The organism is Anaerobacterium chartisolvens, from assembly GCF_003337415.1.
GTDB classification, from domain to species: domain Bacteria; phylum Bacillota; class Clostridia; order Acetivibrionales; family DSM-27016; genus Anaerobacterium; species Anaerobacterium chartisolvens.
The window spans coordinates 41335-57104 of record NZ_QPJT01000021.1 but is presented as its reverse complement, the minus strand read 5'-3'; the positions used below and the strand labels follow the sequence as shown (position 1 = coordinate 57104).

The window sequence follows — 15770 nt, the reverse complement described above, 5'->3', positions numbered from 1 at the left end:
TTAATACATGGAATTACCCGAGCTGGAATAGCTTTTAAGGCCAAGCCTCCAGAAGGCATATACCAGCGCAAACATAGCCGCCCCCACCACAGGAGTCAGATAAAGATAACCGCTCCAGAACATTTCTATATCCGGCTTTCTCAAAAAAAACTGGGCCGGAAAATAGCTTACAAACGCAAATGGAACTATAAATATAAGCATTTTTTGTATCACAGCGGGATAAAAGCTTATGGGATACCCTGCAAATCTTCTGGAATTAAAAAATATCAGATTCCTTAAATTTGTAGTTTTTACAGCCCAGAAGCTGAAGCACGAGGACAGCATGAACAGAGAGGCTTGAATTATGGCTCCCCCTATAAGCGCGGTAATATAATACAGCAAATTTCTTGCATTCCATTCAATCCCTGCCGAGCCTGCGGTGTGCAGCAGCAATATTATCCCAACCGCACCATGTCCCACGGTGGCACAGTAATCAATTCTTGAGGATATAATCTGAAACATCAGCCCCAGAGGCCTTATGAGAAACCTGTCAAACTCTCCGTTATAGACCATATCATCAAAATCCCGTATTCCCGTGAAGAAAAATATAAAAAGGCTGTATGAAAGAAACAGGAAGCTATACAGGAAAAGCATTTCATTCATTTCCCATCCTTTAATATGCACAAACCTCGTAAGAATAAGCACCATTACCACAACACTTATTATTTCTCTGAAAAAGACGGCAAAGGCAAGCAAAAACCTGTCAAGCTTATACTCAAGCATAATCTTTGTATTCAGCTTTGAATATATAAAGAAAAGATAAATAAACTCCGCTATTTTGTTTGTTCCCTTAGTCTCCACAAATCATCCCCCCTGCACCACCAGTTTCTTATTTGCCGATCTCCACATCGCTTGTCCTATGCCAAATAAAATCACAATCCATATTATCTGCCGCACCAGGCACATAATGGTTTCATCCGCCGGGATTTGCCCCAAGTATAGTGATATAGGCGTAAAATATATAGAGTCAAAGGGCGTAAACCATATGATATCCATAATCCACTGGGGCATAAACCATAACGGAAGCAGCGCCCCCGAAAAAATCATTATTGCGGCATCCTTTATGGTAACAAGACTGAACGTCCAGTAAAACCAGAAAGAGCTCATCCATATTATAAAATTCAGATTGTACAAAACCAGGTATGCCAGCATCGCGCTTACCAGAAAATAAACCGCCGAGGATACCGAAAACGGCGGGAGCATCCCAAATAAGGCAACCGATACTATGAGAGCAGGAAAAAGCTGCATCAGTATTTTAAAAACCAGCGTACCCATATTATAGGAAAAAATATAAAATCTGAAGCTTATAGGCTTTAAAAAGTCGGAGGAAATGAGACCTGATCTTACCTTATTCTCTATCAGATATTCCTCCATAGCAAATATGCTTTGCAGAAGAAACCCTAAAACAATGTACGTTATGAGCATTTTAAACTGCACACCGCCTATCGTTTCCTCCTCTTCATAAATAGCCCTCCATATGGATATGTTGACAAAGATCATTACCACTGTGTTTATAACGCCTGCAAAATAGTCAATTCTGTAAACTACGTTGTTCTGAAACGACTTCTTGGCAAATTCCAGATAAGCTCTTATCAAAGTCAATTCCCCCCTCGTATATCTCTCTGATTATGCTTTCTATCTCAGGCTCCCGTATGGTAAGATCAAGCACGGAATATTCCTGGGTAAGCCTGGAAATAAGAGAGGAAACCTGCACCTCGCTTTTATTGAAGGTGAATTTCTTCTTCTTTTCGCCCTCCCCGCAAATTGTGACTCCCTCAAGGCAAATATCCCCTGGATTCTCGCCAAAGTCTACTATAAGGCTCCTTTCCCTGCCATACCTGTCCTTTATCTCGTTGGTTGTCCCATCATAGATAATCACCCCGTTATCTATAATCACCATTCTGTTGCAGGTTTTCTCTATGTCAGCCATGTCATGCGTGGTAAAAAGCATTGTAACTCCCTTTTCCCTGTTTATAAATCTTATAAATTCACGTATCTTCTCCTTTGCAACAACATCAAGCCCAATGGTAGGCTCATCGAAAAAAATTATCTCGGGGTCGTGAAGAAGCGCGGCGGCTATATCTGCCCTCATTCTCTGCCCCAGACTGAGCTGCCTTGTGGCCTGGTTTATAAAATCTCCTATTCCCAGCATGTCATTAAACATCTCCATATTATGCTTAAAGGTCTTTTCAGGCACCTTGTAAATATACCTCAAGAGGTCAAAGGTGTCCGATACAGGCAAATCCCACCACAGCTGAGTCCTTTGCCCGAATACCACCCCCATTCTGGAGGCGTTTTTCTTCCTGTCCCTGTACGGAGACAGCCCTCCTATGCTTATAGAGCCCGAGGTCGGCACTAAAATACCCGTAAGCATCTTTACGGTGGTGGACTTCCCCGCACCGTTAGGCCCTATAAAGCCTACCATCTCACCCTTTTCTATTGTAAAGCTGATATCGTTCACAGCTCTTTTAAGAATGGATTCGCGGATTAAAAAGCTGCTTATGGCTCCCAGCAAGCCCTTTTTTCTGGAATTAATCCTGTAATCCTTCACCAGATTTTCAACACTAATAAATGCCATATAAACCTCCTGTTTTCGCTACGCCTAAAATTTTGAGGAAATATACTGCTGGACATACGCCTCAATAACCCCTTTTGAGCTTACGGTAATTTCATTTATACCGTACTTCTTCATGAATCCGTACAGTATTGCCGTTCCGGCTATTATGACATCAGCTCTCTTAGGGTTAAGCCCCTCAAGGTTCTTTCTTTTTTCAACAGTCAATTGAGCCAGAAAGTTAAAAATAAAGCCTATGTCATCAAAGCTTATTACGCTTCCATGAATTTTTTCTTCATTCTTATAGTCCAGCTTATTATGAATTGTAGAAACGGATTTGATGGTCCCTCCTGTTCCTATAAGCTGCATGTCTTTGAAATCCTTGAGGTGTGCGTCTTGAAATACTCCTATTAGGTGCCGTGACAGCCCTGCTATTTCCTCATAGTCCACAGGATCGTTTTTTATAAATGTCTCAGTAAGCCTCACAGCCCCTATATCAATGCTTATATTTCTCTCAATGCTTTTTTTGCTTCCAATTGAAATTTCCGTGCTTCCTCCTCCTATGTCAATAACGGCAAAGCTTTTATGCCTTGCATCGGCAAGGCTGCTGCAAGCCTTGTATGACAGCAGCGCCTCCTCCTCTCCGCTTATTACCTCTATATTGATTCCATAGGACAGCCTTACTCTTTCTATAAACTCATCTCTGTTAGCTGCATCTCTTAAGACACTGGTGGAAAAGATAGAGACTAATGGGGCTTTCCTTTTGTCTGCCATTTCCATATACTCCCCTATTATATCTACAGCACTGTCTATGGACTCCCTGCAAATGCAGTTGTTATTGTACATGTTCCTGCTCAGCCGGTTTACGGTGCTGCATTTATCAATTACTTTAAGGGACTTTTCCCCGTTTGCTTCCGCGATAATGAACTTAATGGAATTTGTTCCTATCTCCATTACTGATATTTTCATTTTCGTCTCCTTTTTATTACTTCTGTTGCAGGTATCATCTTTTTACAGGTGCTTTTTTAGGTTAACAGTTCTCCTAACGCGCTTTCCCTTGCCCATATATGTCCTTTAAGGCCTCTGGACTCTATTACCTCAAGCGCCTTGGATGCAGACAATTTACATGCCTTGGAAAGCTGTTCCGCTGCCAGCCTGTTCTCATTTTCTCTTCCTAAGGTTTCAGCGAGCTTGACATAGAATTTTATCAGAAGATCCTCTTTTTGAGCCCGGCCCATTGCCGACGCCTTATTATGAATCCTCATTGCCTCTAAAAAGCCTTCTGTGTCAACGGCAGCCTTTTGAGAGTAATACCCCTCTATCCTTGCTCTGGATACTGTAGGCGTTCCTTGAGGAATTCTGTACATTGACGGGATACTCTCACAGTATATAAACTTCCCCCCTCCCGCAGAATACCTGAGCCATGCATGTTGATCCTCCGATACCCGTTGTGGAGGAAAGGGGTACTTATATGCCGTTTCTGTTTTTACAGCGGTTGAGGACGTGAGATTTGTATAGCCCTTTTCAGTTCCTATGCGCATCCACGCATTGCTGCCCTGCACAGGATTATTCCTGTGTCCTTCCAGTATCTCGAGAATGGACTGTGTTAACAAACGCTCCTCAACGGGGTTATTGTCCTCATCTATAACTTTGAAGGTAGAATATACCACACAAGCTTCCGAATCCTCCACAAATATTCTCCTTACAGCTTTAAGCCTTTCAGGATGAGATATGTCATCGGCATCATTGAAAAGTATAATTGGAGAAGCACGCAGGTATGCCCATTCTATGCCTGCATTCCGGCATATGCCCGGGCCGTCGTTCGTTTCCTTTAATATCACATGTATCTTGTCCGGCCGAAGCTCCTTTATCTCGGTTAAGTATTCCCTTGCCTCGATGTCAGGAGATAAGTCGTCAACAATTACTATTTGCCAGTTTTCATCCGTCTGGGCAAGTATGCCCTGTATTGCCTGTTCCAGATGAAGCCTGCTTGCAACGTCATTCTTTCTCCAATGCGCCATTACAAAGGTCGCTGTACCGTTTAAAAAATCAGTTTTCATCTTTATCCTCCCGGTAAGCCGATTTATTCTAAAAGCATGAATTTCTCTAGGAGGTGTTAAGCTTCTCCCCCAGCCATCTTAATACGGCGTGTATTATAACGGTATGCACGCTCTCAATCTCCTCCATACTGTCCGAATTTACAATAACGTCAAAATCTGCCTCCGAAGAAAGCCTTCCTCCCCCCATTCCCGTCAGCCCTATAGTCTTCACACCTGCTTTTTTAGCATAATCAATAGCTTCCAGTATATTAGGAGAATTTCCGCTTCCGCTGAAGGCAATAAGCAGATCCGAAGGATATGCCATGGACTCAAGCTGCTGTCTGAATACCTTATTATAATTTAAGCATTCAGAGGTTATTACCGACATATTGGCATTCAAGCTTATAAATCGCGCGGCAGCGCCATTTGCTTTTATAAGCTTTGAAGCCGCCGCCGCAAACAGATTTGCATTAGCCCCGCTTCCTCCGTTTCCGCAAGCATAAACACATCCGCCTCCGTTTATGGTGCCCAGTATCATTCCAGCCGCACTCTCAACGCGTGCGGGCGACATATCGTTGATGGATTTGCGAAAAGACTCTGTCATAGACAGCAAGGACATTATAAATACCCCCTTTGCTCTTACCCTGTTATGCGGGCGTTAAGTCTTTAATCATTTACCAGTATTTGTGTCCCCGACTTCTCAAAATCAAAGTCAAGCTCTATAAGATCCCTCATAGTGCTGCGTACCGCTTCACGGCAGGACGGACTGCAGAAAACAAGCAGAAAGCCCCCTCCTCCCGCTCCTGTGATTTTTGCCCCTGACGCACCGGCCTTAAAGGCTCTTTCAATCATCCCGTCTATACTTCCGTTACTTATTTTGTCTGTAAGCTGCCTCTTCATACTCCAGCCCTCCTTCATCAACAGCCCAAGCCGGTCAACATCTGCCTTTGACATAATATCCAGTGCATCGTAAACCTGCCGCTTCATTTTTTGGAGGACAGGTCTTGTGTTTACGACAAGCCTTCCCTGCTCCTTGAGTATGTCTTCCGCCTTATGCCCCATTCCTGTATAAAACAGCAATAAATTTTTTTTAAGCTCCCGGCAGATATTATATTGGAGAGTGACAGGCTTAACCTCAACACATCCGTCACATTTAAATTCTATAACGTTCAATCCCCCATAAGCGGCAATATATTGATCCTGTTTTCCTACCGGCTTATTAAGAATACTTATTTCAATTTCACATGCCTGTTGTGCAAGGGTGCTTAGAGAGGGTGACGGAGCGCCTGCATAGGTATATAATGCATTTAAAAGCCCCACCGTCAGACTGCCTGATGAGCCTAGCCCGCTGCCTGTATGAGGTATATCCGATAAAACAGCTATGTCTATTCCTTCCGTTACTCCGGTTTTATACATGGCTTCACGTATTAAATCATGCTTTATGTCCCTTACCGCCTCTACAACCTCCTCCCGGAAATATTTTATATGCATAAGCTTATCAAAGCTTTTTTTAACAATTACATATATGTACTTATTTATAGTGCTGCTTAAAACGCAGCCGTCTTCCTCACACCAGAAGGCTTCTATGTCGGTGCCTCCTCCAAAGAGGCTTACCCTGAGCGGTGTTCTGCAAATAACCAATGCTTTTCCTCCCTGTACTCCTTAATTGATGTCCGGCACTTAAGGCTTAAAGCCTAAGCTTTATTTATTTTTTAATCTCCCGCCTTCTTAAGCCTTGTCTTACTGCATAGATTTCATAATAATTGTCTTCTCCTTCATCTCCTTCATTGCCAAAGCAAAGCAGTCGTCTACCCTTTCAGCCTTATTCAGATACTCAATATAGTCTGAAACCATATCGTGAACGCTCCTCGAAAAGCTCCAGCCAAGCCTTTGAAGCCCTGAAGGCGACGATACTATATGTCTTACATCCCCCACTCTGAATTCACCGTTCATTACCGGCTTTAAGCCGCTGCCCATGCAGCCGGCCACCTCGCTGTAAAAGGAAAGCACATCGGTGCTTATGCCGCTTCCCACGTTAAATGCCTTAAAATCGGCCCCGGCACTCTCCAGCACACACATATTGGCCTCCGCCACATCATCGACATGAATATAATCCCTTTGCATCCTCCCGTCCTCAAATATTACCGGGGCCTGCCCCAGCATAAGCTGTACGGCAAAGCTTCTCAGTATTCCGGTATACATGTTATAGAAGGACTGTCTTTTTCCTAATACTATGGAATACCTTAAGCACACAACGGGGATATTGTGCCTTCTGCCAAGATTAAAGCCTATCATTTCCTGAGTGTATTTTGATACGGCATACTGTGTATTGGGGTTTATAAAAGCCTCCTCTGCCTTAATACTGCCCATAGCCCTGCCGCATACAGGACATACATGCTCCCACCGTCCCTGCTCAAGATGCTGTATTTCTCTGGGCATGGGGCTGAAATTGCCGTGCTCGGCGCAGAAATACCTCCCTTCCCCATAAACAGCCTGCGATGACGCTATAACTATTTTCCTGACATCCTGCCTTTTCTCTGCAATAGCCTCAAACAGCAATGCCGTTCCTACGCTGTTGACATGAAAGAATTTGCTGTAATTCTGCATATAGCCCTGCTCAGCAGCTTCATGGAAAATAACGTCCACTCCGTCTATGGCACGCAAAACCGCATCCTTATCCCGCACATCTCCTATTATTAATTCCGCTTCTCCCGACAAGTACGCCGGTTTCCTTCCTCCCCGATGCACCGGCCCCGCCAGTACATCCAGTATTCGTACCTCATAGCCTTTTAAAAGAAGAGAGTCCACAATATGCGAGCCTATAAAGCCCGCTCCCCCCGTAACAAGTGCTCTCACAAAAAAGCCTCCTTTAAATTACATTTTATTCAATATCAAATCGACGGCCAAAGGCAGGTCTGCCGCCAAATAGTCGGGAACCACCTTAAGCCCTTTCGCATCCTCCAATGTATTTGCAAGCAATACAGTGGCCGCTCCCGATTTATACCCTGCCTCTATATCACAAGCGCTGTCTCCTACCATTATCGCTTTCCCCCTATCGAGAGGAAGTTCCTCAAACGCCCGCCTGATTAGCCCATCTGCGGGCTTACGGCATTCACAGCCCTCTTCGGGAGAATGGGGGCAGTAATATATTTTACTTATAAGCGCTCCATGCTTCAGCAGGGAATTGCACATCTTAACGTGGATTCTTTCCAGTTCCTTTTCGCTTATAATGTTGCGCCCTACTGCCGATTGGTTTGTAACCACCACTACGGCATAGCCCTTTTCATTGAGCCTCCGTATTGCGTCGGGCACACCGGGCAGAAATAAAAATTCATCCCACGACTTTATGTAGTCCGGCCTGTTTTTGTTTATGACTCCGTCGCGGTCTAAAAATACCACCGGCTGAACAAGCTCATCTCTTAAGGTCACCGTCCAGCTGTGGCACAAAAATGAATGCATGTCTTGAATATGCTCAGGAACATTGCTGGCAACCTTATAGAGCACATGAGAGAATTTTTCCAGACCGCCCGCAAAATTGCCTGTAATTGAAGCAACGCAAAGCCCTCTTCTGCGGCCGAATTTTGCTGCTTCTATTAAATTGGCATGAGGCTGCTGCGAAGAAAATATAATCACCAGATCCCCTGCGGAGGCATATGCACTTAAGTATGCTGCATAAGCCTGATTCATGCTCACATCGTTTGAAACAGCTGTGAAAAACGCCATGTTTTCAGAAAGTGCAATAACCTTAATGCCGAATCCAAGCATAGAGGTTATTTTTATACCTGCATTTTTCATTAAGTCATTGGCAAAATGAGAGGCTGTAGCCGCGTCCTCTCCATTGCCTATAAGAAGTATGCTTCTTCTCTTTTTAGAAGCAAGCTTTATTTCATCTAAAACAGCCTTAAAAGCACACTGCTCTGTCAAGCCCGCCAGCTCAGACACACTTTTAAAATATGTGTCGATTGCTATTGCCACATAAACAACCTCCTGAATAAAAATTTAGTAATACCTTAAAGATAGTAAAACAGGGTATTTTTTTTAAATTATCCTCATTATGAATAACTCCATGAGATAATGTTTATTATAAATATATTTCAGTAGAATTAACTCACTATTTTGGGTGATCTTTCTTGTACAATAATTACTATTTTTTATATTTATTTGTCGAATATTAATATATTATCTTATATTTTCAGACAAAATCTGATATTGTTATCAATTTTCACATATATGTTGTTGCTAAAAAACAGCATAATTGATATATTATTTACATAACTACTTTAATTTAAATTCAGGCATTCTTAATTTACATGGCGTGTCCTTTTATTAGGTTGTTTTTTCTACTTATTTGACATTTACAATGTACTTGCTGTGCGAAAGATACTTTTAGCTCTATACGCAACACCATAATACAGTTCTTTATAAAGGAGGCATTTAGCTTGAATAAGAATGGATGTCTACTTACATATGATAAGACTGATGGAAAAGAAGCTCAGGAAGGGAAGTCCTCTTATAAAATAGTTTGCCCCATAAACAGCCATAGTGTTAATATACTAAAGCTGCTGTTATCCAATTTTGCAAATGAAATAATTTCTTTATATCCCTTCTACAGTCTGGTAGTTCTTACCGACAGCAATTTGACCACTATCTGGTACTGTAAAAATTCTTCTCTCATGAATAAGGAAATAAAGCTGTGCCCGGGTTTGAGCCTGAAGGAAGAATATACCGGTAAAACAGCTATTTCAGAATCTCTTAAAAAAAACGGCTTTTCCGTGCTTAAATCCGAAGATGGAGAGGGCACAACACTGAACAGATTTTCAAGCTGTGCGGCACCTATAACACTGGACAATGGCTGTGCATATATAGGAGCCTTTTTCCTCAGCTCTATGGCAGAAAACCTGTCAATAGATTTGTTCAAGCTGTTTTTAAAAAGCATAGAGAACAGCTTTAAAAACAGAATGCTTAAGGATTATGTAACTGATTATGTAAAAAGCAATATGCTATCTGTATTTGATGTAAATATTCTCACTTCCAGCGAAAAAAAAATCCTTTCTCTGCTGAAAAATGGATATTCCAATAAGGAGCTGGCAGAAATGCTTTCCATAAGTGAAAACACTGTCAAGTCCCATATCAAAATTATCATAGAAAAGCTGTCTTGCAGCAATCGCACGCAAGCAGCAGTCAATGCAATATTTTACGATATTTACGACATATTAAAAAATTGCGACTAGTACGGGGCTGCCCTATTAACGGCAGCCCCTCCAATCTCCGCCAGACTGTGTGAAAACCCTAAAATTGTTTGGAAAATTGCAGCTTGCCACCGCTGCGGCATCATGGAGTACGGTTCTTCTGCTTTCCTTTCAGTCCTACGCTGCGCTACGGAAGCATAAGAATCCGTCCCCAAGATTCCTCCGCTGTTTTTCTGCAAGAATTATAGCTTGAAATTTCACTCAAAATAGTTTTCACACAGCCTGCCGCACCTCTTTATCCTCCGATGTTAATGCAAAGCTTGCCGGTAAAGGAATTGGGTATTACTCTCATCCCTTCTTTGCAAGCCGTTAAGCTCCCGTTTTCAACTGAGCCGGAACGGCACTCACCCGGTATAACAAGGTTCCACGGCTTTCCGGCACCGCTGGCATCCACAGTTATAAGCCCTTCACAGCATTTTACCTCTATGCGGAGCTCAACCTGCCCGCAAGTGTTGTATACCGAGGCCGAGGCACAGAATCCGTGCTTTATGCCATAAACATATATGTCTACATCATACGCATAGTCATAGTCCGGCCTGCTGTCGCAGCTCCCAACGGGAATAATTGCTCCCTCCCTGACCATAAGGGGAATGCTCATATAGCTGTGCTCTTCCTGCCTCCAGCAGCTTCCTTCAACCCTTTTTCCCGTCAGGAAATTTGTCCACACTCCCTTGGGAAGATAATAGCTTGCAGCACCTTCGCTATTGAACACAGGCGCGACCAGCAGCGAGGCACCCAGCATATATTGAAGATCCAGTGCCTTGCATAAAGGATCTCCGGGGTATTCAAGCACCATGGCACGCATCATCGGTATGCCGGTAGAGGAGGCTTCACAGGCCGCACCGAATAAATAAGGCATAAGCCGGTACTTTAAGCGCGTAAAGAACCTTAAAACATCAACAGCCTCTTGGTCGAACAGCCAAGGCACCCTATACGACTCATTTCCGTGCAGCCGGCTGTGTGACGACAGCAACCCGAATGCCGTCCACCTTTTATAAATATCAGGAGTAGCCGTCTTCTCAAAACCGCCTATATCATGGCTCCAAAATCCGAAGCCCGACAGGCAGAGAGACAATCCTCCTCTAAGGCTTTCCGCCATTGAGTCGTAACTGGCCGAGCAATCTCCTCCCCAGTGTACGGGGAACTTCTGGCTGCCGGCTGTGGCGGAGCGTGCAAAAAGAACAGTGTCCTTATTTCCGTCCGGCTTCTCCAGTGCTTCATACACCGTCCTGTTGTAGAGATAGGTATAATAATTATGCATTTTTTCAGCGTCTGACCCGTCAAAGTATACCGCATCTTGAGGTATGCGTTCTCCAAAATCCGTTTTAAAGCAGTCCACACCCATGTCAATAAGCCTTTTTAGCTTGGATTTAAACCATTCTGCCGCTCGAGGGTTTGTAAAATCAACAATTGCCATTCCCGCTTGCCATTTATCCCACTGCCATACATCCCCGTCCTTTGTTTTTATAAAATACCCGTTATCCATTCCTTCCTTAAACAGACAGGATTTCTGAGCAATATAGGGATTTATCCAAACACATACCTTAAGGCCCTTGCCCTTCAGACGCTTCAGCATACCCTCGGGATCAGGGAATACTTTTTTATGCCATTCGAAGTCACACCACTGGTATTCCTTCATCCAGAAGCAATCAAAGTGAAATACGCTCAAAGGAATATCCCTGTCCAGCATACCGTCAATGAAGCTGTTCACGGTAGTCTCATCATAGCTGGTGGTAAAAGAGGTTGTAAGCCACAGCCCGAATGACCACGCGGGAGGCAGCGCGGGCCTTCCCGTAAGAATGGTGTAATTCTCCAGGACTTTTTTGGGAGTGCCTCCTCCTATAATATAATATTCAAGGCATTCTCCCGGCACACTGAATTGGACTCTCGACACATTTTCAGAAGCAATTTCAAAGGATACACACCCGCAATGGTTTACAAATACCCCATATCCATTGTTTGTAATATAAAACGGTATGTTTTTATATGCCAGCTCACTGCTGGTGCCTCCATCCTCGTTCCATATATCCACAGTCTGGCCGTTTTTTACAAACGGCGTAAAACGCTCTCCCAGACCGTAAACATATTCTCCTATTCCAAGATCAAGCTGTTCCCTGACATATGCCTTTTTGTCCTCGCCGGTGATATATCCCATGCCCTTATTCCCTGTGCCTGTAATGCGCTTGCCATCATACAAAAAGTCTATCCTCCACCTGCCCTTTTTATTAACACGCGCCGTCAGCCTGCCGCTTACAAGGCTTGCCCCGTCCTCTTCGTCAACCGTACTCACCTCTGCTCCGCTGTCTCTGTATAGCTCAAACTCCGGCCCCGCTGCTCTTTTTCCGCTGTGGTGGAAAAGCTTAACACATATCACATCCTCCATAGGAGAGCTGAGGCCCACTGTAATAAGCGGCTCATTCAAAGTGTCTCCCCTATGTTCAACATGCTTACATGCCGCCCATACCGAAACAGAATCCCCGTCAACGTTTATGTCCCTTACTTCAACAGGACTGGATATTTTAACGCCTTCTCTCACATCCCAGTACCCATTCGTAAATTTCATAAATTCACATCCTTAAAAATATATTTTATAAAGCTGCGGCATTAAACTATTTCTTCAATTCAAAGCCGCCCTTAAGCCTTATGTCCCGCGAAGAGCTGCCGACCAGAACCTCAAATGCTCCCGGTTCAGCCGTCCAGCCTCCGATTTTGTCATTATAGAAGGACATGGAGGCTTCATCCAATACAAAAGAAAGCTCTTTAGCCTCCCCCGGCTTTAAAAACACCTTTTTAAAGCCCTTGAGTTCCTTTTCGGGTCTGACAAGGCTTGACTCTGTATCACGGATATAGACCTGTGCGGTTTCCCCTCCATCGCGCTCTCCTGTGTTTGTAACACAAAAGGACACCTGCGCGCTCTGCCCGCGCTCTACAGAAGGGGGAGTTATTTTTAAACCGCTGTATTCAAAGTCTGTATATGAAAGACCGTGGCCAAAGCAGAACAGGGGCTCTATTTTATTTGTGTCAAAATGCCTGTAGCCTACAAAAATCCCTTCCTTATATTCTACAGCATCGCTGCCCGGAAATTCTCCTATGCTGTGGGCGGAGCAATCCTCAAGCCTTGCGGGGAAGGTTACAGGCAGCTTTCCCGACGGGTTTACATCTCCGAACAGCACCTCTGCCATGGCGTTTCCGCCCTCCATGCCGCAATACCATGCCTGCAGAAGCGCAGGGACATTTTTTAACCACGGCTCCATTTCAACAGGCAATCCGCTTATCATTACAACAATGGTATTAGGATTTGTATCATAAATCCTCTGAATCAATTCCGGCTGGCGGTACGGCAGGCTCATATCCGTCCTGTCGGAGGCTTCGGTGTCAAAATCATGATTGAGCCCGGCAAACACAACAGCCACATCCGACATTGCAGCGGCCTTTACCGCCTCCTCCATCAGTATATCTGCCTCAGCCTCGTTTTCCGAATACCCTCTGGCATAATTGATTTTTACTTTGCCTCCCAATTTCTTTTTAAGGCCCTCTAAAGGGGATATCTCGTACAGTGCCTTAACCTCCGAGCTCATCCCTCCAGACGCGTGTTTTTTGACGGCATTGTCCCCTATTACAGCTATTGAGCCTATGCTGTTCTCATTTAAAGGCAGTATGCCCTTTTCATTTTTTAAAAGGGTAATTGCTTCTCTGGCTATATCCAGTGAAGCCCTCTGGTGCTTTGCCGTATTATATGAGCCCTTGCACCTGTTTTCATCAAACATTCCCGCCTTAAACCTCAGCCTCAGCGCTCTCCTAACCTTGTCGTCAACAACACTTTCCTCCACCAGGCCGTTTTTAACCGCCTCCACTAAAGCATCCGCAAGGTAGAACTCGTTAAAGGGCCTTTCTGTCCCCATTTCAATATCAAGACCGTTATTTGCAGCCTCCATAGTATCGTGAGTGCCGCTCCAATCTGAAATAACGGCTCCGTCAAATCCCCATTCTTCCTTAAGAATAGTTTTAAGAAGGTATTCATTATGACAGCAGTACTGCCCTCTAAGCTTGTTGTATGCTCCCATTACCGAAAATACCCCGCCCTCTTCTACGCAGGCCTTAAAGCCGGGAAGGTATATCTCCCTAAGAGTACGCTCATCCATTTCAACGCTTACACTCAGCCTGTTTGTCTCCTGATTGTTTGCCGCAAAGTGCTTGACGCACGCCGCTGCATCCTGCTGCTGCACTCCTTTTATATATGCCACTGCAATTCTGGAAATAAGGTAAGGGTCTTCACTTAAGTACTCAAAATTTCTTCCGCACAGAGGTGATCTCATTATATTTATTCCGGGGCCAAGCACAACATCCTTTCCCCTTGCTCTGGCCTCCTGCCCCATTCCCGAGCCGAAGTCATAAGCTCTTTCGTCATTCCACGTCGCCGCCAGTGCTATTAATGAACAAAAATAGCTTACGAAATCATCGGTCTGTCCTGTGACTTCAAATTTATGCTCCTTAAATTCCTGCCTTATGCCATGGGGACCGTCGGTTGTGACAAGAGGAGGAATCCCCAGCCTCTCCACACCTGCGGTTTTAAATAATGTATTCCCGTGGCAAAGAGAAACCTTCTCTTCCAGAGTCATCCGGGAAATAAGGCTTGAAATCTGCTCCTCAATTTGAGCAAGCCCGGGCCTGCTGTCCTTTTCAGTAATGTGCATTGTGTATTCTCCCTTCTTAAAATAAACAAATAACTAAACAAACAATTATTTTCATGCCGAATTGTATTGAAAAAGGCTCATATTTTAATATAATTATATTGATGTTTTAATTATCTGTCTTACAATATTTTGATGTAAAATATCAAAATATTGATATTTTATTTTTTTATGCCATTAATGTAAGGACTTAATTAATATGGACATACAAATTTTAAAGGAAAACAGAATACATGGTAACCCACTGTTCCCCTTAAGCCTATATTCAATGGAGTGCGGCGAGGGAGATACTCTTTTTGAATGCCATTGGCATGATGAACTGGAGCTGCTTGTCATCAACAGCGGAAAGGCGCTGGTTCAGGTTGACACAGACTATTACGAGCTGCTTTCCGGGCAAGCAATTTTTATAAACGGGGGAGAAATTCATTCGGCACACAGCATGGGCGGCGGCCGCTGCTCATTTTTCGCGATAGTATTCGGCCAAAGCCTTATTAACAGCTATGCCTACGATCTTCCCCAGAAAAATTTCATCGATCCCCTTATCAAAAGAAAATACATTCTTCCCATTCACTTAAAGGGTTCTCATAAGTGGGAGGAGGAGGCCCTGTCGTCCATCAATACCATACTCTCTCTCTGTGTCTTGCGGCCCTATGCTTATGAGCTTATTATAAAAGGGCATATTTATATAATATTTTCCCTTCTGCTGTCAAACGCAGACAGAAAGCCTGAAAAATCCAATTATGACGATAATTCCGGCAAAATAGAGAAATTAAAAAGAGTTCTGGCATATATCCAATCAAATTACTCTGAAAAAATAAGCCTCAATGACCTTGCCCGGCTGCCGGGCATGAGTGAGGGACATTTCTGCAGGTTTTTCAAAGCTATGGTTAATAAAAAGCCCATGGACTACCTAAATTGCTACAGAGTCAGCATAGCGGCCGCTCTTATTGAAAATACCGATGAAAAAATCATTGATATATCTATGAAAACCGGCTTTGACAACTGCAGCTATTTTATAAAAACCTTTAAGCACTATATGAAATGCACCCCCTCCCAATACAGAAGGTCAAAGGCTGTCCCCTTAGACTGTGGCAATATTTAAATACCTGTGGTATAATTATATAGGATGCAATAAAGATTTTACAAACATAGAGGATATAATTGCTTACAGAAATTTTTAATAGCAACGAAAAGACGC

13 protein-coding genes are annotated in these 15770 nt (G+C 43.7%); 2 read left to right on the top strand and 11 right to left on the bottom strand.

All coding sequences use genetic code 11. The features are described 5' to 3' along the window. The 9 genes from DFR58_RS16285 to DFR58_RS16245 form a co-directional block, all read right to left on the bottom strand. Positions 1 to 840, bottom strand: a complete 840-nt coding sequence (locus DFR58_RS16285; RefSeq protein ID WP_242987684.1) for an ABC transporter permease — start codon at positions 838 to 840, stop codon at positions 1 to 3. A 3-nt stretch (positions 841 to 843) separates the two neighbouring features. Next, positions 844 to 1635 (bottom strand): ABC transporter permease, encoded by a 792-nt coding sequence (locus DFR58_RS16280; protein WP_242987682.1) that lies wholly within the window; start codon positions 1633 to 1635, stop codon positions 844 to 846. Further along, entirely contained in the window at positions 1571 to 2617 is a 1047-nt protein-coding gene (locus DFR58_RS16275) for an ABC transporter ATP-binding protein (protein WP_114298913.1), read from the bottom strand. Before DFR58_RS16275 ends, DFR58_RS16280 begins: the two co-directional genes overlap by 65 nt. Before the next feature lie 24 nt (positions 2618 to 2641). Then, positions 2642 to 3562 carry a Ppx/GppA phosphatase family protein gene (locus DFR58_RS16270; RefSeq protein WP_114298912.1) on the bottom strand — a complete coding sequence of 307 codons (921 nt, stop codon included), beginning with the start codon at positions 3560 to 3562 and terminating at the stop codon, positions 2642 to 2644. Between the two features lie 56 nt (positions 3563 to 3618). Next, a complete protein-coding gene (locus DFR58_RS16265; protein WP_114298911.1) occupies positions 3619 to 4653 on the bottom strand; it encodes a glycosyltransferase family 2 protein in 1035 nt (344 codons plus the stop codon). A gap of 46 nt (positions 4654 to 4699) precedes the next feature. Further along, positions 4700 to 5251: an SIS domain-containing protein gene (locus DFR58_RS16260; RefSeq protein ID WP_114298910.1), complete on the bottom strand. Its 552-nt coding sequence runs from the start codon at positions 5249 to 5251 to the stop codon at positions 4700 to 4702. Positions 5252 to 5298: 47 nt separating this feature from the next. Further along, positions 5299 to 6273, bottom strand: coding sequence for a GHMP family kinase ATP-binding protein (locus DFR58_RS16255; protein ID WP_114298909.1), 975 nt, complete (start codon positions 6271 to 6273; stop codon positions 5299 to 5301). Between the two features lie 99 nt (positions 6274 to 6372). Next, positions 6373 to 7488: an NAD-dependent epimerase/dehydratase family protein gene (locus DFR58_RS16250; protein WP_114298908.1), complete on the bottom strand. Its 1116-nt coding sequence runs from the start codon at positions 7486 to 7488 to the stop codon at positions 6373 to 6375. Between the two features lie 18 nt (positions 7489 to 7506). Then, positions 7507 to 8607 (bottom strand): HAD-IIIA family hydrolase, encoded by a 1101-nt coding sequence (locus tag DFR58_RS16245; RefSeq protein ID WP_114298907.1) that lies wholly within the window; start codon positions 8605 to 8607, stop codon positions 7507 to 7509. A gap of 464 nt (positions 8608 to 9071) precedes the next feature. Between DFR58_RS16245 and DFR58_RS16240 the strand changes: the two genes are divergently transcribed. After that, positions 9072 to 9863 carry a LuxR family transcriptional regulator gene (locus DFR58_RS16240; RefSeq protein WP_207659257.1) on the top strand — a complete coding sequence of 264 codons (792 nt, stop codon included), beginning with the start codon at positions 9072 to 9074 and terminating at the stop codon, positions 9861 to 9863. Positions 9864 to 10116: 253 nt separating this feature from the next. Here the strand turns inward: DFR58_RS16240 and yicI are convergent, their stop codons facing one another. Together yicI and DFR58_RS16230 are read right to left on the bottom strand one after the other, a co-directional pair. Continuing rightward, positions 10117 to 12444, bottom strand: coding sequence for an alpha-xylosidase (gene yicI / locus DFR58_RS16235; protein WP_114298906.1), 2328 nt, complete (start codon positions 12442 to 12444; stop codon positions 10117 to 10119). A gap of 46 nt (positions 12445 to 12490) precedes the next feature. Then, positions 12491 to 14575, bottom strand: a complete 2085-nt coding sequence (locus tag DFR58_RS16230; RefSeq protein WP_114298905.1) for a beta-glucosidase family protein — start codon at positions 14573 to 14575, stop codon at positions 12491 to 12493. 196 nt (positions 14576 to 14771) lie between these two features. Between DFR58_RS16230 and DFR58_RS16225 the strand changes: the two genes are divergently transcribed. Next, a complete protein-coding gene (locus DFR58_RS16225; RefSeq protein ID WP_114298904.1) occupies positions 14772 to 15674 on the top strand; it encodes an AraC family transcriptional regulator in 903 nt (300 codons plus the stop codon). Positions 15675 to 15770: the final 96 nt, after the last annotated feature.

Excerpts from the sequence above, each read along its gene's own strand:
- DFR58_RS16275 (WP_114298913.1), bottom strand. The coding sequence starts at position 2,617 with ATGGCATTTATTAGTGTTGAAAATCTGGTGAAGGATTACAGGATTAAT.
- DFR58_RS16270 (WP_114298912.1), bottom strand. The coding sequence starts at position 3,562 with ATGAAAATATCAGTAATGGAGATAGGAACAAATTCCATTAAGTTCATT.
- DFR58_RS16265 (WP_114298911.1), bottom strand. The coding sequence starts at position 4,653 with ATGAAAACTGATTTTTTAAACGGTACAGCGACCTTTGTAATGGCGCAT.
- DFR58_RS16260 (WP_114298910.1), bottom strand. The coding sequence starts at position 5,251 with ATGTCCTTGCTGTCTATGACAGAGTCTTTTCGCAAATCCATCAACGAT.
- yicI (WP_114298906.1), bottom strand. The coding sequence starts at position 12,444 with ATGAAATTTACGAATGGGTACTGGGATGTGAGAGAAGGCGTTAAAATA.
- DFR58_RS16230 (WP_114298905.1), bottom strand. The coding sequence starts at position 14,575 with ATGCACATTACTGAAAAGGACAGCAGGCCCGGGCTTGCTCAAATTGAG.
- DFR58_RS16225 (WP_114298904.1), top strand. The coding sequence starts at position 14,772 with ATGGACATACAAATTTTAAAGGAAAACAGAATACATGGTAACCCACTG.